16 protein-coding genes are annotated in these 21,649 nt (G+C 44.1%); 6 read left to right on the forward strand and 10 right to left on the reverse strand.

Going from position 1 to position 21,649, the window contains the following annotated elements; genetic code table 11:
- Together QUA83_RS26460 and QUA83_RS26465 are read right to left on the reverse strand one after the other, a co-directional pair.
- A partial coding sequence (locus QUA83_RS26460; RefSeq protein ID WP_333296931.1) for a helix-turn-helix domain-containing protein occupies positions 1–241 on the reverse strand: 241 nt, incomplete at its 3' end.
- Positions 242–656: 415 nt separating this feature from the next.
- The gene (locus QUA83_RS26465) at positions 657–887 is read right to left on the reverse strand and encodes a hypothetical protein (protein ID WP_333296932.1); all 231 of its coding nucleotides are present in this window, start codon (positions 885–887) and stop codon (positions 657–659) included.
- A gap of 221 nt (positions 888–1,108) precedes the next feature.
- On the opposite strand from QUA83_RS26465, the gene QUA83_RS26470 reads away from it, so the two are divergent.
- Positions 1,109–1,330, forward strand: coding sequence for a helix-turn-helix transcriptional regulator (locus tag QUA83_RS26470; protein ID WP_333262932.1), 222 nt, complete (start codon positions 1,109–1,111; stop codon positions 1,328–1,330).
- Positions 1,331–1,396: 66 nt separating this feature from the next.
- On the opposite strand, the gene lipB is transcribed toward QUA83_RS26470, so the two are convergent.
- Positions 1,397–2,080 (reverse strand): lipoyl(octanoyl) transferase LipB, encoded by a 684-nt coding sequence (gene lipB / locus QUA83_RS26475; protein WP_333296933.1) that lies wholly within the window; start codon positions 2,078–2,080, stop codon positions 1,397–1,399.
- Positions 2,081–2,231: 151 nt separating this feature from the next.
- Between lipB and hpf the strand changes: the two genes are divergently transcribed.
- Positions 2,232–2,885, forward strand: a complete 654-nt coding sequence (hpf, locus tag QUA83_RS26480) for a ribosome hibernation-promoting factor, HPF/YfiA family (protein WP_333162386.1) — start codon at positions 2,232–2,234, stop codon at positions 2,883–2,885.
- 453 nt (positions 2,886–3,338) lie between these two features.
- Positions 3,339–3,770 carry a hypothetical protein gene (locus tag QUA83_RS26485; protein WP_333296934.1) on the forward strand — a complete coding sequence of 144 codons (432 nt, stop codon included), beginning with the start codon at positions 3,339–3,341 and terminating at the stop codon, positions 3,768–3,770.
- Between the two features lie 322 nt (positions 3,771–4,092).
- Here QUA83_RS26485 and QUA83_RS26490 read toward each other — a convergent pair whose 3' ends face one another.
- The 3 genes from QUA83_RS26490 to QUA83_RS26500 form a co-directional block, all read right to left on the reverse strand.
- Positions 4,093–4,551 (reverse strand): peroxiredoxin, encoded by a 459-nt coding sequence (locus tag QUA83_RS26490; protein ID WP_333148412.1) that lies wholly within the window; start codon positions 4,549–4,551, stop codon positions 4,093–4,095.
- Between the two features lie 416 nt (positions 4,552–4,967).
- Complete coding sequence (locus QUA83_RS26495) at positions 4,968–5,864, reverse strand: metal ABC transporter permease (protein ID WP_333296935.1); 897 nt, start codon at positions 5,862–5,864, stop codon at positions 4,968–4,970.
- A gap of 269 nt (positions 5,865–6,133) precedes the next feature.
- Entirely contained in the window at positions 6,134–6,943 is an 810-nt protein-coding gene (locus tag QUA83_RS26500; RefSeq protein WP_333296936.1) for a metal ABC transporter ATP-binding protein, read from the reverse strand.
- Positions 6,944–7,045: 102 nt separating this feature from the next.
- Between QUA83_RS26500 and QUA83_RS30670 the strand changes: the two genes are divergently transcribed.
- The gene (locus QUA83_RS30670) at positions 7,046–8,476 is read left to right on the forward strand and encodes a metal ABC transporter substrate-binding protein (protein ID WP_445301817.1); all 1,431 of its coding nucleotides are present in this window, start codon (positions 7,046–7,048) and stop codon (positions 8,474–8,476) included.
- A gap of 187 nt (positions 8,477–8,663) precedes the next feature.
- Here the strand turns inward: QUA83_RS30670 and QUA83_RS26510 are convergent, their stop codons facing one another.
- From QUA83_RS26510 to QUA83_RS26520, 3 genes are read right to left on the reverse strand one after another with little or no spacing between them, the layout of a single operon-like run.
- Positions 8,664–12,320, reverse strand: coding sequence for a helicase-related protein (locus QUA83_RS26510; RefSeq protein WP_333296938.1), 3,657 nt, complete (start codon positions 12,318–12,320; stop codon positions 8,664–8,666).
- Positions 12,321–12,331: 11 nt separating this feature from the next.
- Positions 12,332–15,343, reverse strand: a complete 3,012-nt coding sequence (locus tag QUA83_RS26515) for a hypothetical protein (RefSeq protein ID WP_333296939.1) — start codon at positions 15,341–15,343, stop codon at positions 12,332–12,334.
- Positions 15,344–15,356: 13 nt separating this feature from the next.
- Positions 15,357–15,626 (reverse strand): YciI family protein, encoded by a 270-nt coding sequence (locus QUA83_RS26520; protein WP_333296941.1) that lies wholly within the window; start codon positions 15,624–15,626, stop codon positions 15,357–15,359.
- 160 nt (positions 15,627–15,786) lie between these two features.
- Between QUA83_RS26520 and QUA83_RS26525 the strand changes: the two genes are divergently transcribed.
- Positions 15,787–16,359, forward strand: a complete 573-nt coding sequence (locus QUA83_RS26525; RefSeq protein ID WP_333296943.1) for a Uma2 family endonuclease — start codon at positions 15,787–15,789, stop codon at positions 16,357–16,359.
- Positions 16,360–16,620: 261 nt separating this feature from the next.
- Here the strand turns inward: QUA83_RS26525 and pheT are convergent, their stop codons facing one another.
- On the reverse strand, positions 16,621–19,083 hold the full coding sequence (gene pheT / locus QUA83_RS26530; RefSeq protein ID WP_333296944.1) for a phenylalanine--tRNA ligase subunit beta: 2,463 nt from the start codon (positions 19,081–19,083) through the stop codon (positions 16,621–16,623).
- A 533-nt stretch (positions 19,084–19,616) separates the two neighbouring features.
- Between pheT and QUA83_RS26535 the strand changes: the two genes are divergently transcribed.
- Positions 19,617–21,248, forward strand: coding sequence for a serine/threonine-protein kinase (locus QUA83_RS26535; protein ID WP_333296946.1), 1,632 nt, complete (start codon positions 19,617–19,619; stop codon positions 21,246–21,248).
- Positions 21,249–21,649 lie beyond the last annotated feature (401 nt).

The raw sequence follows: 21,649 nt of genomic DNA on the forward strand, positions 1-21,649 counted from the left end.
TTAGCACAGATTGCTGAAGACATTGTGAATAGCAAGTTTTTAGCCATTCGTGTTCAGCTTTCCAGAACGGGATCTGCTTTTTCATATCAAGAGCAGACAAACCTTTACCCGTCTCTTTGTAAGCTATTGACATAGCCGCAAGTGACTGATTCCATACCCAACGCGCACACCCAAAAGCTTGAGCCAAATGAGCTTGCTGTGCATTTGTGGGGTAAAGTCTGACCTTGACTGCTTTTAACATTCCATTATGTTAACACGGTTTACAGAACATGATAAATAATAGGGTGGTGGCAGAGATTATTTGCCAAGTCGGCGGGGCATCGAACCCCTTGACTCGCACAGCGAACATCCCGTCGCTCAAGGTCGTACCATTTTTGGCGCGGGGCTTCCCGCGACTAAGCTAAGGTTAGAGAAGCCCGCGATCGCGCACTATACCACCAATTCTCTCAATTCTTGAGTCAGTGAGTACAGACCGTTAAAATTCTCCCTATAATACCCCCAAGTCTCGCAAACACGGCCGCGTTAATTCGATTCGATATTTAGCATCCTTAGTCGAGAGTTTTTAAGTGATTGGGTGGAGAATTAAGACTGATGTTTTTGATAATTTAAGAGCGATCGCACTTTGCTCAAGAAAAGGCGATCGCCCTTAAAGATTATTATTTCCAGTAACGGGTTAAAATCCGCATTACTTCACCTGCTAGAGGGGACGGTAAAGGTGGGCTCCATTCACCAACTTCTGCAAAACCCAAAACGTGCAGCAGATTGATGATGCTTTCTACTCCTTTGGGAATCCCGCAAATCAACAATCGGATCGGTTGCTTGCCGATGGGTGCGTCGGGAATTTCTTCGCGCAGGAGTTCGGGAACTGACTTTGGCTGTGATATCATGACTTTTAACTACAAAATAGTCGGATAGCGATCGCCCTTGAGTTTTCGAGGCAAAGGGGCGATCGCTTTTCCGTTTGTACATCCTCAGCATAGTTCATTCGCTGCTGCAAGTCAAGCGATACGACAAAAAATATTGCCGATACGGCAAAACAACAGTTACTGAAGGTTGCAGGATGCTAACATCACCTTGCAAAGTCCTGGCTAGTAGTTGAGCACCCGCAGTGATCCGTTGGAAATTGGCAGTTGTGATGGCCGATCGCAATATCAGCAATAAAGAATTGGCGGCTAGAGTTGGGATGCACCCAACATCTGTTTCTAAAATCAAAACCCGCCGCCGGCTGACAAGAATTGATGAAACAACTCTTGATGCTTTGTGCAAAGCGCTAAACTGCCAACCGGGCGATTTAATGGTGTATGAGGAAGACCAGCCCGATCGCACTTAAAAAACCGACTGCGATCGTTAGGAGTAAGGTTGACAGCGACGCACCCTACACATTCGTGAAGCGAAGCTATCCCGTAGGGAATCGCACAATTTCCACCCCAAAAACGCGAGCAAACTCAGCGACAAGGATCGATCGCACTCGATCGACCTCAATTCCGGGGATAAACTGCTCTAAACTGCCAACAGGTCGATCGGGAATCCCGCAAGGTACAATTTGCCCAAAACCGGCCAGATCCGGACAAACATTTAAGGCAAAACCGTGCATCGTAATCCAGCGGCTGACTTTAATGCCGATCGCGCCTACCTTGCACCCATCCACCCAAACTCCAGTCATACCGGGAACCCGCGAACCCTTCAACCCGCACACTTCCAGCACCCCCAGCAGCACTTCCTCCAACTGCCGCAAATACCAGTGCAAATCTTGCTGGTGGCGCCGCAAATTTAAAATCGGATAGCCCACCAATTGGCCCGGACAGTGGTAAGTCACCTCGCCGCCCCGCTCAACTCGGTGCAGTTCCGGCCCAGTTTGGCTTGGGTCAAATTTCAGAAATTCCAGCTTTGCTCCCAGTCCCAAAGTGTAAACCGGCGGATGTTCCAGCAAAATCAGGACATCTGGCAAATCTGGCTTGTCGCGGCGTTCTTGCACGAGTTTTTGCTGGATTTCCCAAGCTTGGGAGTAGGGCACAAGTCCCCAATCGAGGAGCAAGCAGGGTTGTGCATTTAGTGGTTGATGGATTAGAGGAGAAACCATGCAAAAAATCAATAGTATTTTTACGGAATATTGGCCCAGCTTAAATCAAGAATTGTCAACATATAATAAAAGATTTGGAAGATAAGTGTTTTCCCGAATACATGGTGCTACTGTATAAAATATACCCAAGTTACAGAAGGGAGGGAGCTCTATGAAGCTTGTTATCCAGGGTAAAAATATAGAAATCACCGATGCGATTCGCGAGTACGTCAATCAAAAGGTGGAAAAGGCAGTTAGCCATTTTCAAACTTTGACGACAGAAGTGGACATACATCTATCGGTGGCTCGTAACCCCAGGATCAATCCTAAGCAGACTGCTGAGGTGACAATTTATGCTAACGGCAGCGTTATTCGGGCTGAAGAAAGCACGGAAAGCCTGTATGCCAGCATAGATTTGGTTGCCGACAAGATAGCTCGTCAACTGCGGAAATTCAAGGAAAAACGTCACGACAACAAAATCCAGAGTAGTGCCAAAACGGTTACGGTAGTTGAGGAACATCCTGTAGTAGCGGATCTGATTGGCGATCGAACTCCCGAACTTCCTGCTGAGGTGGTACGGACTAAGTATTTTGCTATGCCTCCAATGACTGTGCAACAAGCTTTGGAACAATTGCAGATTATCGATCACGATTTCTATATGTTCCGTAATGCGGAAACAGACGAAATTAACGTACTCTACGAACGCAAGACTCACGGTGGTTATGGAGTGATCCAACCCCGCCACAGCAACGGTAACGGTAATAGCAAAAATGGCAAAACTGCCGAAAGCGCTACATCTGAAAAATCGAGTGTTGCAAAAAGCTAGATAATTGCTGAGTGCTAATTGTTAATGGCTGCAAGCCGTTAGCAAAAAAGGACTAAAGTCCTTACTACGAACCACGAGTTTTTAGTAATGACTTTAGTCCTTTCTTGTTTTTTAGAGAATCAGCACTGAGGCGTTCACTACGAACAAGTGGTAAAATCTTTCTTTACCAGCTAGCTGTATCTCGCGACTAAATCTTTCGCTGCTGGTCGGTGTTTTTCTACCAAACTCGGCGGGGAAAGCACTTGGGGGCTATCCATCTATCTTTGCACCCACAGACTGAATTCGTTCAGGGAGCGAGGGGGCAAATCTATCTGATAATTAACATACAGCAGCTTGCCAAAACTGTCCCTGGGCCCTTCCTTAATTTTTTGCCGCGGGTGTCGCCGATCTCCCTCTAGACTCCTTGCGCTGTCTGGGGTGTAGAATGGAGGTGAAACTAATTGAATGGAATGTATGCGGAAGTTAGTTTTCTCAGATACAGAAATGTTTTATCGTGAGCTAAAGACAGCCTTGGAGCAAAGTGAGCAAGTTGAAGTTATTACAGACTACGAGCGATATTCAGACCTTCCAGAGAAGTTAAAAACCATTTTTGAGTTACACAAGAACAAATCGGGAGAGTGGGTAAATATAGCTACAGGCGCATTCATCCCTTCTTCTGCTGGGGTTACTACAATTAACTACTCTGCCCTCTATATTTTTGCTGGTGCTGGTGCAGGTGCTATTCTTGGATTTATAGTTGGTGGCCCTGTGGGAGCAGCAGTTGGCGGTGGTATCGGAGCAATAGTTGGAACTGTTGCTGTTGTGACATCAAGCGGAAGGCATAATGTAGATATAGAAATTGATGCGAATGGTAAACTCCGGCTTAAGATTAGCCCAATCCATTGAACAACGCGACACTCCCCACTCGCTGGGGAAACTAATTGAATGGGAAGTTTGTTAACTCTGGGGTCAAGTTTGATAATCTGTGTTGGTGCTCCCCACTCGCTGGGGAAACTAATTGAATGGAAACTGACCTGCATCGGCGCAAGGGTCGCACCAAATTTGTTGGCCCAACTCCCCACTCGCTGGCGAAACTAATTGAATGGAAACGCGCGGCCTGCACTGCGATTTTCGCGCCAATATCGCAGAAACCGGGTTTTTTAGCTAATCTGCTAGATAGCAAATCATTTTCGTAAAAAAACCCGGTTTCTGGCCACCCGCGCGCCATCTAACTTTTGATGGTTTCTAAAGTTTTGAGTGCTTCTGCAACGTGTGCTTTGAAGTCTAACATCGAGTCAAAAATATGCTTGACAACGCCTTCTTTGTCAATGACATAAGTTACTCTACCGGGCATAATCCACAGGGTAGCTGGAACCCCGTACAATTGCCGCACTTTATTCCCCGTATCGCTCAGCAGTGTAAAGGGTAGCTGATATTTTGCAGAAAATTGCTGGTGCGATTGTTGCGAATCTTCGCTAATTCCTATGACTTCTGCACCTGCGTCTTTGAAGACTTCGTAGCTATCTCGAAAAGCGCAAGCTTGGGTGGTGCATCCGGGTGTGTCGTCTTTGGGGTAAAAGTAGACTATGACGTTTTTTTTACCTTTAAAATCTTTGAGGCTGACTGATGTGCCAGTTTGAGATGGTAAGGTAAAATCGGGTGCGGTGTCTCCTACTTTGACTGTCATGTTTTTTTAACTTAGTAGAGCTGTTTGCGGGAAATTTGAACTTTTGTTATTGTACAGTTTTTTGTGACCAATAGTTCGCAGTTGCGATCGCCCGATTCGACAGCATCCCATTTTGGCTTTCTCGCAATCCTAAAAAAAACCGTTTTTACACAATCTGGATGCAGCCGACGATTCGCAGTTACGGAGATTAATTCGAGAGGCTTTTTTGAAATGCAGATTCACGGGGATTAACGCAGATTCTTATTAACAATGGGAGGCGCGGCGCTGAAGCGTTACTACTGAGATGTTGCACCATTCTCAATAAGCTTTTTAGGAACAGGCAAGATGCCTGTTCCACGAGTGAATTTTCTTGTGGAACAGGCATCTTGCCTGTTCTTGAGAATTGTGCAAGATGTGAGTTACTACAAACTTACTTGTTATCGCCCTTTAGTTAAATTTTTCAATTCCCGCCAGATTGGAGGAATTTGGCCGGAGTGTGTGCGGGGCTGGGTGAGGATTCCTTGAGTGGGGCTGAACAGCAATGAGATCACAAATAAACCCGATGCAACTAAAACTATTGCGGGCCCGGATGGCAAGTTATAGAAGTAGCTGAGATACATTCCGCTAATGCTGGAAATAACTCCGATTATTGCGCCTAAAATCATTACTTGGTGCAGGCGAGTGACTAGGAGATAGGCGGTACTTGCGGGGGTAATTAATAGGGACAAGACTAGCACTACGCCAACGGCTTTGAGGCTGGCAACTATTGTGAGGGCGATGAGTACCATCAGTCCGAAGTTGAGCAGGTTTACTGGCAAACCTGTGGCTTGCGCTCCTAATGGATCGAATGTGTAAAATAGCAGTTCTTTGTAAAAGAATACTACAACTAATAAGACTACGGCGACTATAACGGCTGTGTCGATCGCATCTTCGGCAGTAACGCCGAGGATGTTGCCGAAAAGAAAGTGGTTGAGGTCGATTTTGTTGTCTTTTTGGACGATCGTAATTAGGGTGATGCCGAGGGCGAAGAATGCCGAAAATACGATGCCCATTGCCGCGTCTTCTTTGATTGTCGATCGAGCTTTAATCCAAGCTATGATTACTGTACTCAAAACTCCGGCAATGAACGCGCCGATAAAGATATTTGCTCCGAGGATAAATGCGATCGCCAATCCGGGCAAAACCGAGTGGCTGATGGCGTCTCCGAGCAAGGCCAACCGCTGTACCATTAGGTAGCTGCCGACGATCGCGCAGACGATGCCGACGAGAATGGCAATTACGAGCGATCGCTGCATGAATCCGTACTGCAACGGCTCAATTAAGGTTTGTATCATAAAATTATCAAATCACAGTTAATTAATGACTAACAACCAAAGCAACACGGTTTGATCTGAGATGTTGCACCATTCTCAATAAGCTTTTTAGGAACAGGCAAGATGCCTGTTCCACAAAGAGTGAATTTTCTTGTGGAACAGGCATCTTGCCTGTTCTTGAGAATGATGCAAGATGTGAGTTTGATCCGAGATTTATCGTTGCCCAATTCAAGATTATCAAAAAAACCTGGTTCAAGAGTGTAAATCCTAGATTAATGAGGGCTGGCTAATTAAGCTGCTTGTCCGGCAAAGAACATTACTTGTCCGCCGTAGGCGCGGTAAAGGTTTTCTTGGGTTAGCACTTCTTGGCGGGAACCAGCGGCAATCAATTCTGTATTCAGCAAAATTAAATCGTCAAAATTAGTGATTGATTCGCCTAAGTCATGGTTGACTACTAAGACGATTTTCCCGGCATTTGCTAGCTGGTGGAATATCTCGAAAATGATATTTTGAGTTTTTTGGTCAACGCCGACAAACGGCTCGTCAAAGCAGAAAATAGCCGCTTCTTGGGCTAATGCTCTAGCTAGAAATACTCGCTGTTGCTGTCCGCCGGAAAGTTGTCCGATCGGTCTGTCTTTGTAAGCACTCATGCCTACTCTTTCTAAGGCATCGGAGGCAGTGCGGCGGCTAGCTGCGGAGAAGCGGCGAAACCATCCGGCTTTTCTGACTCTGCCCATCATCACGACATCCCAAACGGTGGCGGGATAGTTCCAGTCAATTTGCGATCGCTGGGGCACGTAAGCTACTGTTTCGAGTCGATCGGCGATCGCTTCTTCGCCCCAGGTAACAGTGCCGCGATTTGCGGGAATTAAGCCCAACATTGCTTTGATCAGCGTGCTTTTGCCGGCACCGTTGGGGCCAATAATACCCGTCAGCCTTCCCGGTTTGACGGAAAGATTGATATCTCTGAGTGCCTCTACCGTGCGGTAGTTTACTGCTAAGTGCTTAACAGCGATAATTTCAGTGTCGGTAGCGCTGTCTTTGAGGTGGCAAACCATTTTAGACCAAGGATTCTCGTTGGGGAAGGCGGCGGTATTCATTGCGGTGACTCTATCTCCTTTTTATTAAGTTTACTGTAAAAATGAAAAGAATATGAAATCATCGGTAAATAGGAATAATCTGGAACGCACGAGAGGTAGATAATGGGACAGTGCAAGCTCGAAACCCCTCAAACCATAGGTTTGGCGGCGAAAATCTCAAGTAGGTTAAAACTGATATCTTCCACCCTTCTCAATAACAGGCAAGATGCCTGTTCCACAAAGAGTGAGTTTTCTTGTGGGGTGGGCATCCTGCCCGTCAATAACAGGCAAGATGCCGGTTCCACAAAGAATGAGTTTTCTTGTGGCACAGGCATCTTGCCTGTTCCTAAGCAAGTTATTGAGAATGGTGTCAGATGTGACTTAAAACTGATATCTTCCACCCTTCTCAAGAACGGGCAAGATGCCCGTTCCACAAAGAATGAGTTTTCTTGTGGAACAGGCATCTTGCCTGTTCCTAAACAAGTTATTGAGAATGGTGTCAGATGTGAATTAAAACCGACGGCAATTGTGAAGCAATCCGATCAAGGGGAGTTTAGCGGTGAGTGGGGGATTGAAACCGCCGCCCTTGTATGGGACAAGTCCAAGGCATTTTGGATTAGAACTATTGCTTGCGGCATTTTGACTGTGGGTTTATTTAGTTGCGCTCAAACCCAGGGCGATCGCCTCTCTCCAGAGGCAGATGCTAAACCCAAGGTAGTTGCTACCAGCACAATTATTGAGGATTTGACCGATCGAGTAGCGGGTGGCGAAGTTCAGCTAACCGGAATTTTGCAGCCGGGAACCGATCCCCACGTTTACGAACCGGTGCCAAAAGATTCTCAAGCTTTAGAAAAAGCTAACTTAATTTTGTATAACGGTTACAATTTAGAACCGGGATTAATTAGGATGATGAATGCCGCCGGAATTAAGGCGCGGAAATTAGCAGTGGGGGAAGTCGTCAAGCCTTTGCTACTGAATAAAGAAGGCAATACCGTACCCGATCCGCACGTTTGGGGAAATGTGGAAAATGTAATTCAAATGGTAGAAGCAATTCGGGATGCGCTAATCGAGGTGTCGCCGGAAGATAGGGAGAAGTTTACGCAGAATGCTGTGAAACTTACTGAAGAGTTAAAACGCTTGGATAGTTGGATCGAACAAGAGATTAAAACTATTCCCGAAAAGCAGCGCAAATTAGTCACAAGTCACGATGCTTTTCAATATTACAGCCGCGCCTACGGATTGGGAGAGGCTAACAGTTTGATCGGAATTAGTACGGAGGAACAGCCGAGCGCTCAAACGGTGCAAAAGTTAGTAGAATCGGTGAAAGCGGCAGGAGTTCCTGCTATTTTTGCCGAGACTACAATTAACCCGCAACTGATTAGAACAGTGGCGGAGGAAGCGGGGGTAAAATTGGCGGCGCAGCCACTTTATTCTGATTCAATTGGGGCGGCGGGAAGCGAGGGCGATTCTTATGTGAAAATGATGTCGGCTAATACTCGCGCCATCGTCGAAGCTTTGGGGGGGAAATCCACGCCGTTTGAAGTTAGCAAGTAGCAAGTATGGTGCCCCGGAAGAGTTTTATTTTCTCTGCGGGGTGACAGCTAGCTGACGCAGCCTACAAGTTTCAGTAGGCTTGCATTGCATAAGTCTTTGATTGATACAGAAACCGCAGATGCAAGGTAGATAAACGCAGATAAACGCAGATTATTGAAGGAATTGAAAGGTTGGGAATGCAAGAGGTCTAGTTTATCTGTTTTGACAAAATTAAATTGAGCACGTTCAACTCGTTGGAACTTAAAAGATATTTATCTGTAAAAATCTTGGATCGACTTTGTTCTAAACTGTAACTTCTAAACACGATAAACGGGAAGTCTTGATACTTGTGTCCGATCGGCATTACACTATCTACAGGGTAGATAGATCGCACATAAGCCGACAAAATATCCCGAAACCGCCTGTCTTCCGGTTCTTCTAGCTTGCTGTCAGCAAAATACTCCTGCATCTCCTCCCCGCTGACAAAAGCAAACAGCGGTATGGCATAATAGCGATCGAACTGCTGACTCTGCTCTTCAAAATACTGAGTTTTCTCGACATCGCTGTTGAGAAATTGCAAAAGCTCGATCGCACCTCCTCTTATCGCCGATCGTACATTCTCCGGGGACGACTCGCTATCCCTGATTCCATACATTTTCTCCAGCAACTTCTTCTCTAGACATTCCTTAATTTCTCGATGAAGCGACATCTGGTACGTTTCTACCAAATTTTGCTTAGCTAGAGGTACGAGCAACAAACTACCGCAAACATGACCGAGTTCTAAATTATCATAGCTCAACAAACCATCAAGAGGATTGCACTTTTCCAAAAACTTACGATTAAAATCGTCCCGCATTTCCAGATAAAAATCGCCCTTTTGACGAGAATTATCAGAATTTTTCAAAACATAATCCCCGCGACTCAAAAGCTGTTCCAGACTCGTATAAACCTCCTTAAACAACATATTTCCTCGCTGGCTCTCGCTCTTTAATGTCTTAATTAGAGCCGCCATTTTGCTGCTAAAAGTATCCCCGACTGCGGAAACCGACTTACCGCCAATCGGAATCATCAAAAACTTATCCCTACCTAAATAACCGTATCCCGAAATTCGCGTCATCACCGCCGTCTTCAGAATTAGCAATAAATTCAACAAACTCAACTTGCTTTCTTGCAGGGAAAGTTCCGCATCATCAGCGTAATAAACTGCGGTATCAGATAGGTAAAAAACCAATTCTTTGTCTTCACCATCAAGAGTTTTACCGTTGTCATATTCCCCGCGCCCCCGATAAATCACCTGTATCACTTCCATGAGATTTTTCTCAATCTGAAAGCGGGGAATATCTACTAAAATATGCTTAGTTTTCGGGAAAGATAAGCCGCGACTTCCCGATGCAGTCATAAAAATTACTTTAGCTGTATTTTTGTATTCCTGTATTTTTTCTTTCTCCTCTTCCGAGATATTCGCGTGAATTTCCAGATAATCGGTCAACTGCTCAAACTTTTCGCGACTCTCTTTAATTTTATTAATTAATTCAGTTAATCTTTGCTTGTTCTGAATGTATACTATAATTTGTTCTACACCGGGGATGGCTAATCGCTGATTGATATCCTCAATTATTTCAGATTGTACCCGCTTTACTAAATTACTATTCTGTTTTAAAGGCGCATTTTCACTGTATTTAACACTTTCTACAAATACCTTGTAAGTTATCTCTAAACTGCGCGCCGGGTAGGAATTCGCATTGATAACTTTAGCCGCTAACCGTTTAAATTCAAAGGGTATGACTTGCAAAGGCGGGATTTTCTGAGCATTTTTATCTACGTTTTTGAAATAAATTTTATCCGGTTCCGGCGAGGTATCGCTTAAGTGCTGTTTGATGACATCGGGGTCAACAATCGAAGCATCTGCTACAATAATTTTAGTATTAAAACCGTGCCGCTTATCCGCCAACTCATAATCTTGGACAATTTCCGTAATTCCTGACAAAAACTCCACACCCCCATCATCTCCTGTGACTTCATCTATCATGATGAATAAGTGTTTAATCCTGCGGGATATTTCCTGCATCTTAGCAGAAACAACTTTTCCGGTCCGTTTATTGACAACATCTTGAAATATCTTTGCAAAGTGTTTTAGAGTATTTTCTCCGTTTTCAGTTGCTTTCAAAGACTGGATAGAAACCGTGGCGATAATATTATTAGAAATTTCACCATTATTAATCAGGGCATAAACTGCATCACAAGTGCTGTTTAGCACTCCCAGAGTTTTGATATTGGTTGGTTGAAGTACGGTTTCCCCTTTTCTTTCAATTTGCCGCTGGTGATATTCTCTTCTCTGATTTTCTGGATTGTCTTTGAGGAAACGAACTGTTTTTTCTGTGAAATCGTCATTGCGATTATTTGATTGGTACTTAATGGTACGCCGTCCCCCATTGCTGGCAATAATATCAGAGTTTGTGTTAATAGAAAAAAGGCGATTGTCGCACAGCAATCCTGTTGTTTTGTCTTTGAATTTCTCGATAATATCTAAGTTTACTTGCTTGCGGGGACTGACGTAGAAAAATAGGAAACCGTCCTCGATATGGCTTTTGAGAAATTGGGCGATCGCAGTTGTTTTCCCAATTCCCGGATTCCCCGTCAAAAAAATGTAAGTTTCATCAGATTCCAGTGCTTTGACAATTAATTCAGCGTGAGCATTTCTCAGATGCGATCCGCGAGAAACTTGCAAATCATCTGCCAGTTTATCTGATATAATATCGATGGAATTAGCAAAACCATCAATACGCTCAGTATGAGGTATAAAACTAGAATCTTTCTCGATTGCTAACAAATCATCAACAAACTTCCTGCCTTCTTTAAAAGTGTGAGCCGCGTTGATTTGGATGACTTTGAAAACTTCGCTCCGAGCAATGCTAATATCTTTATATGTATCTTTCTTTTTGTAGATTTGCGAACAAGTTGACAAAAAATTGATTTTGTGTTTATTAATGGAAACGGCATTAATAGTGCGATCGCTATAACCCACTACATTAAACAACACCTCAGCATCACTTGAAATCATACCTGTTTTTTGCAAAAATCCATAGAAGCTGTGAGCGTAGCTACCGGCTTGAATTAACTTACTGGTTTCCTTATCCTGATAGTTAAAAGCTTTAAAATAGTCTTGCAACTCTTGTGAAAAATTAATTCCTAAAGTGCTGGTATCAATGCCCAGGTTAGAAAAAACACTTTTCGATCGCAAATAGCTAATTTCTCTCCCCAACAGTTTCCGCATCACCTCAACTTCATGTAAATCAGGCACTTCAGCAGCAGCCGGAGAAAACACAGATAAATCAACACACAAAATTCTAAAATTCTTACCTTTCTGTAGCAGCAAAAGCGTATCCGCCCACAGGAATTCACCCGTTTTTGAGTAGCGATTGATGTACAAATTAATATCAGCAGTTAATAAACTAGGTTTCAGGGATTTGAGTTGCAGTAAAACTTCTTTAAAACCTTCTTCATCCTTTTTAGCATAAGTTCCAATGCTGTTAGTTTTAGTAAAACTGCACTGATAGTACAAAATTTTTAAATGCTGTGGTTTTCCACCAATAGCTTTCAGGTACTCCCGGAAAAAATTTAAGCCGCCCAAAAAACCTTTTTGTATATAAAATAAACTCCATTTTTCAATTATTTTAATGTTCAAACTGCTTGGAATGTTATGCGAATTGATAATTTCGGTTACCATCTTGGAAAACTCAATCTGCTGCAAATCTAGGCGGTAAGAATCGCCGAAATTGTGAGAGATTTTTTGCTGCTGAATGCAAGCCAGAATCCCAATATTAAATCCAACTTCAAAGAGGCGACCGAAGTTTGCTGCTATCATTATTTTAGACCTCAATCGGCTACATTTAACACTTCTCTTACCTTGTTCAAAAATGCCAACGAATTAAAAGTAGCACTTCCACCCGCGTGACTAAATTCAGATAAAGCACCAACGGATGACTCGCCAATAATGCGATCGAACGGATCGAGTTTCAAGCTAATTTGTTGGCGTGATTCGTACTTAGAAAAGTGAAAAAGTGTCAAATAGTTCAATAAAGTATCTTTGATTTCACTATCATAAATCAAGCCTTGGCGAATATTTTGATCGTCGATAATTCCCTCGTAAATATTCAACAGTGTCGAATAGGAAATTACCCCATTGTAAAAATTTTTTTCCCCTTGTTCTACTTTAATCCCATTAAACAGATTGAAAAACATCGCGGCTTGCTTGCTCGGATCTGCAAATAAGTTAGCAAGTTCCGCTGTATCTTGAATATAAAAAGATTCTCCCCGATGCTTTTGGGGACTGTAAACGTAGTATTTATCAAGGAATACCGGATAAATTCTAATATCTTGTCGCTCTCCTTTCAAGGTGCGGATGATATCTTTCGACATGAAAAATAATTTCTCGTCTTCATCATTTTGAGTAATGTGCAGCGTACTCATATAAGGTGCTTGCGAGATATACAGAAAATTTCGATATCCTCGCTTGTACAACTGGCTGACAATATCTTCGAGAATTGATGGCTGAGTATAAAGATGCTCAAGGCTATAATTAGCGGAGAAAGTTTTCAGCAATCCGACTTGAATAGTTCCGTCTTCGTAGCGCCTGATTCCGGTAACTTCGCCCAGCAAACAGGCTTTTCTCGATGCGCGATTATCGCCCCTACCTTTTCTCGCGTCGCTGTCTCTTGTAGATACTGCAATAATCGCTAAATTATCCAATTCTGGAGATAGCTGCACGTTGTTAAATCGAAACTTTTTAGGAAGTATTGAATACAGCGAACTCAAACCGTTTCTGATTTTAAAAGCACTCAAAGTGCCCCTGATACGGAATCCCTGGGAGTTTGTTCGGTGATTTTCACTCAAAATGTGAGATAATGTTTTGGAAAGATGCCCCATAAATTTTTCCGAAGGGAAAGGATGATCGTGGTCGCCTTCGTGAATTCTCACTATCGGCACGAATGTATTATTTGGTAATTTTTTCAACAAGATTCGCAAGCAAATATACGACAGCAGCAAAACCGCAAACTTGTAAACAAAAGCTGCTTCTTGTTTCAAACCTCCTTGGCTATCTAAGCGTCGGTATTCGTAGGGAAACACAACTAATTTACCCTTAAAATTTTCATTTAAAATTTCTTGAGAACGCTTGGCATTCGGAACCGAAAGTATAGGCAAAGCCTGCATACCTTTGATGTTGTATTCCATGCTAAAACTTTGGAATTCATCAGTTGAGAAATAGCGAATATCTTCAATGGTAATATTGACTGGCAATTGACAAAGGGCTTCTGGGCTGACATTCGGCTGTCCCACGGAAATATACTGAAGCGTTTCCTTGGGATTGCGCTGGACTACTTCTTTGAAAAATTTACCCGTTGTCAAAGTATTATTTACTTTTCTGAGGATGCCTGTTTCAATTAAGATGTGTCGTGCTTCTGTGCAGGGATGCAAAATAGTTTTCGTCTTAATGAAGTCTTTTAAAAAATTTTTAAGGCTGTTAATTTTTGCCTTAATATTAAACTTCTCAAATCCTTTAATAAAATTGCGAAACAGCTCTATTTTCGCATCTTCGTTAGATTCATTGAGTACGGGAAATACTTTGCGATCGAAATTGGCTATCGGATCGTAATCAAGTTCAGATTCTGCGTTGTAATTTGGATCTAGGGGATTGCTGTTAGAAGCAAATACAAAATAGTATAAAAATGCTATTTTTAGTACCTTGAGAAAGAAGGTTTCGTAAGAGGCTGGTTCCTCTAATGCGGCTAAGTGTTCCGGGCTGTCAGGATTTAGTAGACTGAGATTGTAATCAAATACGCTATCTGCGCCGTGGGATGGAACTGGATTGCCCAACTTTAGTTTTAAACCAAACACAAATTGGCGATCGCCCCCAGAAGTATCGGTCGTTTCTCCCAGATTACCTGCTATAATCGGAATAATGGGCAGTGCATCCAAAGCTTCCGATCGCGAAAACACATCTTTATAATTAATCTTAGTCTCTTGATAGTTAACCAGATAGTCTCCCTCAACTTTATCAGCGTCTTTGATATACTGTTCTATCAACCGCAAGCGCCGGATCAAATCTTGTAAATAAATGCAGCCTCTGTCGTTGGCTTTATCCGGGCTGACGTTTGCTAAAATATATTCTAAGTAAGTAATTTTGGCTTCTTTTTTTAGTTGACCTAGAGTTTCTTTATCGACAATTCGCACTAATCGATGAAAACTAGAAGTTTCATCACTCAACATTTCCTGAAGCAGTCGATTGAGTTCATCATTGTCATCCTCAGTCTGAGCTTTTTCATCAATATAATTTTTTAAACCTTCTTGCAATTCTTGTTGAAAAATATTTGCATTTCCGACAGAAATAGTAACTTTGTGAAACTTGAGCAAGGAATCGCTTCCAGTGCCCAATGGTTCCAAAGTTAGCTTCTTTTTTTGCAAATTGTGATGTTTTTTGTCGAAATCGTATTTGAAGCCCAACTGACTTCCGCTGCCTTTAAAAGAATCTAGAAGACTGGTTAAGCTATTTACAAATTTTTCAATGGCAATATTTTGTCCTAAAATTGATTCTAATTGCTGCCGCAAACACTGTTGAATCTGCCTAACTCGATCGCCAAAAATCTCCTCAACTTCTGGCGGAAAATTAACCGTAGCAGCATCTGCTTGACGTTCAAAGGAACCCAAGGGTGTCCGCACTTGCATTTTTGCAACATCAGCAGCGATCGCATCAATATCGACGATCAGACGGCGGCGGTCATCTGATATATTAAACGGGTTTTTCGATTGCAAAACTTCTAAAATCTTGTCCAGCAAATCGCCATAGTCTACTGGAACTAAATCGCTGTCATTCAATCTTAAGATGTTCACCCTGTTAACCCCTTCAAAAAGCTTGAATCCACTCTTTCACATCGTACTCAGTCCAAACCCCATTTACCCAATAAGGATCGGTTTCCACCAATTTTCGCACGGCGGCCTCATCTTCAGCGTCGTAAATTGCAAAAACTTTTGTTAAATCTTTCGTTGGCCCGATCGTACTTAAGACACCCGATTCCTTCTGCTTAGCCAATCCTGCTAAATGAGCGTCTCGAAACGGAGCGCGTTTTTCGAGAACGTCTTCGCAGTAACTTCCCCACATCACATATTTGGTCACGGTTTTGAGCCTTAGATTAATTTGTTTAAAAGTTATTGTACAATAAGAGTAAGAGGATTTAACTAAAATTTTAAGAATAAGATTAATGAACCGCAGAGAGCGCAGAGGGCGCAGAGGAAGAGGGGAAACAGAGATGATTCTTAGATAGGAGAAGATTGCTATGACTTTATTAGACCTTCGTTTGTTGACGGTTCAAGAGTATCACCGTATGGCCGAAATTGGTATTTTTGACGAAGATGAACGAGTAGAATTATTGGCAGGACAAATAGTAAAGATGGCAGCAAAAGGAACAGCACATGGTGCAGCGGTGAAACGCACAGAGAAGTTACTGGAAAATCGTTTGGGAAATCGAGTTTTGGTGCGGCTGCAAGATCCAGTTCGGTTAAATGATTACTCGGAACCTGAACCTGATATTGCTGTAGTTGTACCTGATCCACTTTACTATGAAGACCACCATCCTACTCCCTCAGAAATTTATCTGATTATTGAAGTAGCCGATACTACGCTGAGAACAGATTTGGGGATTAAAGCAAATCTTTATGCTCAATCTGGAATTGCAGATTATTGGGTTTTGGATGTTAATAATCGGCAACTTCACGTATTTAGAGAACCGAGTCAGGATGGCTATCAGAGTATAGTAGTTCTTGAGGATGATGCGAGTATTTCTCCTTTGCAATTTCCTGATTTTTATTTTATGGTTGGGGAGATGTTGCGGCCGTTGGTGTCAATTTAATTAACGTTAAAAATTGAGTCCGGCAGGGGTTGAAACCCCCGCATCAAAGCTGAAGTCCTCTCAAGAGGACTGAAGAGTTCATTAGTTAGAAATTATCCATTTTAGACGGTTTTATTGCAAGAATTTGAGATTCTTCGCTTTGCTCAAAATGGCAAATTTACCTTGTAATCCGTAAATCTTATTAGTCCTCTTGAGAGGACTTTAGCTTTGAGCCAGGGAATTCATTCCCTGGCGGCCTCGATTGGTTAGTAGCGGCCTATTTTAGCTTCTCAAACTAACGCCGAATTTCTCAACTAAAACATCGCGAACTTTTTGTTGGGCGGGTTCGACATCGGTTTCGCTCAAAGTTCGATCGCCCGCGCGGTAAATTAACCGAAAAGCCAAACTCCGCTTTCCAGCCGGTACGTTGTCGCCCCGATATTCATCGAACAGTTCCACGGAATCCAGCAAACTACCCGCCGCCTTTTTCATCGCACTCTGCATCTCAACCACCGGAACTTCAACCGGTGCGAAAAATGCAATGTCTCTGTCAGAAGCGGGGAAACTCGAATAACCCGCAAACTTGCGAGTTAAGTTGCTGCATCGCCCTAATTCACCCAACAGCACCGCTAAATCTAATTGAAACACGTAAACCTGCTCAGGCAAATCCTTTTCTTGCTGCAATTGCGGGTGCAACTGTCCGAAAACTCCTAAATGTTTCCCGTTTAACCATAACGCAGCCGTGCGGCCAGGATGCAAGCGTGTATTAGAGGAATCGCTTTGATATTCCACCGACAAACCCAACTCCTGAAACGCGCTTTCCAAAATACCTTTTGCCTCAAACCAACTCAAAGGTCGATCGCGCCCTCCCTGCTGCCATTTCCACACAGTCGGATCGCCGCCGATAATCCCCGCTACTGCATCAGCTTCCTTCATTGTGGGGTGGGCATCCTGCCCGCCCTCTTCCTTCCAGAAAATGCGGCCGACTTCAAAACCGTTTAGTGCCCCATTTCCCTGTTCCAAATTGTACTGGAAAGCATCAATCAAGCCCGACAGCATTTCTGTCCGCAAAGCCGAATACTCCACAAACAGCGGATTCGCCAGCACCACCTGATTGTCTCCCTCTGTTTTCACCAAAGAATAGTGCATTAACTCCGTCAAACCGGCCGCCCGAAAAGCCGATCGCACATTCCGAATTGCCGCATATTCCGGCGACAGATAACCGGGTTCCGTTTTGCTGGGCAAAGTCTCGCAGAAATTGTCATAACCGTGGAGTCTGGCAACTTCTTCAATTAAGTCAATTTCCCTTTCTAAATCTCGGTAGCGGTAAGGCGGCACAGTCACATTCCAAACTCGTTCTTTTTCCGTTGGAACCACTTCGCATCCCAAAGCTGTGAGAATATTTTTCACCTCTTCCGGTTCCAGATATTTAGAACCGCCCGTTTGTCCTCTTTTCAACTGCCCTAAAACTAGATTTACTCGGTCTAAACGCAATTCGAGCGATCGGCTAAAACTCAAATCATCGCCGGAACTCGCCGTTTTCTGAACCGTCGCAGTGCCTCCAGCCAACTCCAAAATTAGGGCGACAGCGCGGTTGCAGGCCGTCGCCAAGGCAGCCTGATTCACCCCCCGCTCGTAGCGGATCGATGCCTCGCTCCGCAAGCCTTGAGCGCGCGCCGAACGGCGAATCGTTGCCTGGTCAAAAATCGCTGCTTCCAAAACTAAATTTTGCGTTCCTTCGTGAACTTCCGTATCTTCGCCACCCATTACCCCAGCTAAAGCAACAGGTTTGTCGCTAGCAGTAATTAACAGATTTTGAGCTTGCAAATTGCGGTTTTGTCCGTCCAAAGTTTTGAAGGATTCGCCTGTTTTGGCAAAGCGGACGCCGATGCTGATATCTTGAGTACCCGTGAAAGATTGCAGGCGATCGCGATCGAAAGCGTGCAGCGGCTGGCCCCACTCCAATAAAATGTAATTAGTTACGTCAACCACATTATTAATCGGCCGCACTCCCGCCGCCTGCAACCGCTGCTGCAACCAAGCTGGAGAAGCAGCAATTTTCACACCTTCAATTGCCGTGCCGATGTAAATCGGGCATCCTTGCGGTTCCGATATTTCTACTGCCAAACCAGGACTTTCTTTGCCCTCAATCGCCACACCATTCGCTTCGGGAATTCTCAAACTCGCCCCAGTCAGCGCGGCCACTTCCCGCGCTACACCCACCATGCTCAAAGCGTCAGCACGGTTTGCAGTTGCTGTCAAGTCTAAAATCACGTCGTCTAAACCCAAAAGTGGGCGAATATCGCTGCCCAATTCGGGATTTTCTAAATCGAAAATGTGAATGCCGGCTGACTCTTTAGATAGTCCCAATTCTGCCAGAGAGCAAATCATTCCTTCTGAAGGAACGCCCCGCAATTTAGCAGGTTTAATCTTTAAATCAATAGTCGATAAATAAGTTCCGACAACAGCGACAGGCACGTAAATGTCTGCCCTAGCGTTAGGTGCGCCGCAAACAATATTCAAAGCTTCACTAGAGCCGACATCCACTTGACAAACTCTCAATTTGTCTGCATTCGGATGCTGTTCGCAGGCGATGATTTTGCCCAAAACTACGCCGCTTGCCCACGGGCGGCGGTCTTCAATTTCTTCAACTTCAAAGCCTGCCATTGTCAGGGTTTCGGCTAATTCTTCCGGCGATATTGCCACATCCACCAATTCCTGCAGCCACTTTAGAGAAATACGCATAATTTAGTCAGTAGTTAGTTGTCAGTGCTCTGTAGTTATTAGTCATTAGTCGGCGCCGACGGGCTACGACTTTTGAGTCCCAGAATTTATTCGGGAAAGCTTTTCATAGCATACAAATTTAAATTTGTCAAGACTGTTATGGTACACATCAGCAAAAACGAGGGATCGGCCCAAAGGTAGATGTCTACTGGGGGATGAGTAGCATTCTTATTCAGAGAATGAGGTATGCTAGATACATCTAACAACGCAAAAAGCACTTAAGTTTAGAAAGACTTTACACAAAAAAGCACAACTTTAGCAAGTCTTTAAACTATCTTCAAGGATAATCAACCGAAAAAACTCAAACCAGCGAGATAATCAAAATAGGGAAAAGATATCGGCATAAAAGACTTAGGTGCAATTCCAATTCGCAATCGAAGGCACGGCTTGCCGAAAACTGATAGATTAGTATGTCTACCAGAAGCAGGAACAGGCTATTTGTGCAGTCGAGCGACGCTGACAAGATCAGAACAACATAGGCAAACTCAATCAATATGAGCTACTGCGTAAATCCGGGCTGTCCCCATCCTCAAAACCCTGCTGACTCTATTCTTCAGTGTCAGACTTGCGGTGCGCGGTTATTGCTGCGCGCTCGCTACCGAGTCATTGAACCGTTAGGACAAGGAGGTTTTGGAGCTACATTTCTGGCAAAAGACATCTCATTGCCCGGTCAACCGAGTTGTGTAGTCAAGCAACTGCGACCCAGTAGTTCGTCGCCGCGAGTTTTAGAAATGGCGCGGGAATTATTTAAGCGAGAGGCAAAAACCCTCGGCCAACTGGGCGACCACCCCCAAGTACCGAGGCTGCTAGACTATTTTGAAACGGAACAGCAATTTTACTTAGTTCAAGAGTATGTTAAAGGCTCGACTTTGAAACAAGAAGTCAAGCACTCAGGCCGTTTCAACGAATCGGATGTTAAAAATTTTCTATTAGAAATTCTGCCAGTAGTGCAATATATCCACAGCCAAGGAGTAATTCACCGAGACATCAAACCCGCAAATATTATTCGCCGAGTTCAAGACGGGCACTTAGTTCTGATTGATTTCGGAGCGGTAAAAGACCAAGTTAGCCAAACAATATTATTAGACCCCGCCGACCAAAGCGCCAACACGAAATTTTCAGTCGGCACATTTAGTTTTGCTCCCCCGGAACAAATGGCGCTGCGGCCGATATTTGCCAGTGACATCTACGCGGTGGGCATGACTTGCTTGTACTTGCTGACAGGAAAATCGCCCAAGGATTTAGATTTTGATGGAGTAACCGGCGAAATTGTTTGGCAGCCCCACGTTCAGGTAAGCCCAAATTTTGCGCGGATTCTCGAAAAAATGCTGAAGCCGATGGTTGGCCACCGCTTCCAATCAGCAGCAGATGTCCTCAGAGCTCTCTCTGGCGAATTTGAAGACCCAAGTCTGGTCGAGGGCTTGGCAACTCAATTCCACGGCTCTTCTCGTGCAGTTGAAGAACCGACAATATTTAATGACGAGGGTTCTTCGTGGTCACCGCCGAGGAGTAAAATTAATCAAGATTTACGATCGAACCACACCCGCGCTGGTAGAACTTCCTTCAGCCAATCTGGGAACACGGGGATGCAGCCCAGAGTTTCCCGGACTCTGGCTGAGTCCGGCAGAACTTTCGGAACGGTTGGACATTCTAGCGACAATTTAGCAGCGTCAAAGCTATCGAAAGTTTCTCCTAAGTGGGACACCAACAGCTTGCGAGCGGCATATTTTAAAGGCAAGCGCGATTTTGCTGACTGCGAACTGTCTGGCCTGCAACTGCAAAAATTGCAGTTAGCGGGAAGTAATTTTTATCAGGCTAGGTTGGTGAAGGCAAATTTGCAAGCAGCGGATTTGTCGGGGGCGAATTTGGGTCACGCCCGGTTAATTCAGGCGAATTTGCGAGATGCTAATTTGACTGAGGCTTATTGCAGCACTGCCAATTTTGAAGGCGCGGATTTCCGAGGTGCTGACTTGACGGGGGCTTATTTGACTAAGGCAAATTTGCGGGGAGCAAATTTGTGCGGGGCGAATCTTACCAACGCTACAGTTTCTGAGGAACAACTGGCAATGGCAAAGACCAATTGGCTGACTGTTAAGCCGGATGGTAAGCGGACTTTTGGATTTTAAGAAGTCAGTTGTCAGTTGTCAGTAGGCAGTTGTCAGTTGTCATTAGTCATATCAATTCCGGTTGCACTCCTTATGATATAGCTTTGGTTTTTGGCCACCAATGGAAACGAGTAATATCGTTTCCGGCTGCACCGGAATGATAAGCGAGGACACGGTGCAGTGCCGTTTCCATACCCCCATTAATTGTAGGGAAACGGCACTGCCATCTCGAAAGCTGCGGGCAAGATTAATTCCCATGCTACCGGATTTGATATGATTTTTACCAGCCTAAAATGGTTCAAAAAACCAAGGGAAAAAACTCCGACAAAAACCGACCTACCCACGCAGAAGCGCACTCAATTCCATTCACCTTGCAGCCCAAAAGCAGCCCAATAATAAGGAGATTGGAATTCTGAAAGCTG

This window comes from Microcoleus sp. K1-B1 (assembly GCF_036704705.1).
Taxonomy (GTDB): domain Bacteria; phylum Cyanobacteriota; class Cyanobacteriia; order Cyanobacteriales; family Microcoleaceae; genus Microcoleus.

Coding starts and splice junctions, on each gene's coding strand:
- QUA83_RS26465 (WP_333296932.1), bottom strand. CDS start 887: ATGATATCACAGCCAAAGTCAGTTCCCGAACTCCTGCGCGAAGAAATT.
- lipB (WP_333296933.1), bottom strand. CDS start 2,080: ATGGTTTCTCCTCTAATCCATCAACCACTAAATGCACAACCCTGCTTG.
- hpf (WP_333162386.1), top strand. CDS start 2,232: ATGAAGCTTGTTATCCAGGGTAAAAATATAGAAATCACCGATGCGATT.
- QUA83_RS26485 (WP_333296934.1), top strand. CDS start 3,339: ATGCGGAAGTTAGTTTTCTCAGATACAGAAATGTTTTATCGTGAGCTA.
- QUA83_RS26490 (WP_333148412.1), bottom strand. CDS start 4,551: ATGACAGTCAAAGTAGGAGACACCGCACCCGATTTTACCTTACCATCT.
- QUA83_RS26495 (WP_333296935.1), bottom strand. CDS start 5,864: ATGATACAAACCTTAATTGAGCCGTTGCAGTACGGATTCATGCAGCGA.
- QUA83_RS26500 (WP_333296936.1), bottom strand. CDS start 6,943: ATGAATACCGCCGCCTTCCCCAACGAGAATCCTTGGTCTAAAATGGTT.
- QUA83_RS30670 (WP_445301817.1), top strand. CDS start 7,046: ATGGGACAGTGCAAGCTCGAAACCCCTCAAACCATAGGTTTGGCGGCG.
- QUA83_RS26510 (WP_333296938.1), bottom strand. CDS start 12,320: ATGATAGCAGCAAACTTCGGTCGCCTCTTTGAAGTTGGATTTAATATT.
- QUA83_RS26525 (WP_333296943.1), top strand. CDS start 15,787: ATGACTTTATTAGACCTTCGTTTGTTGACGGTTCAAGAGTATCACCGT.
- pheT (WP_333296944.1), bottom strand. CDS start 19,083: ATGCGTATTTCTCTAAAGTGGCTGCAGGAATTGGTGGATGTGGCAATA.
- QUA83_RS26535 (WP_333296946.1), top strand. CDS start 19,617: ATGAGCTACTGCGTAAATCCGGGCTGTCCCCATCCTCAAAACCCTGCT.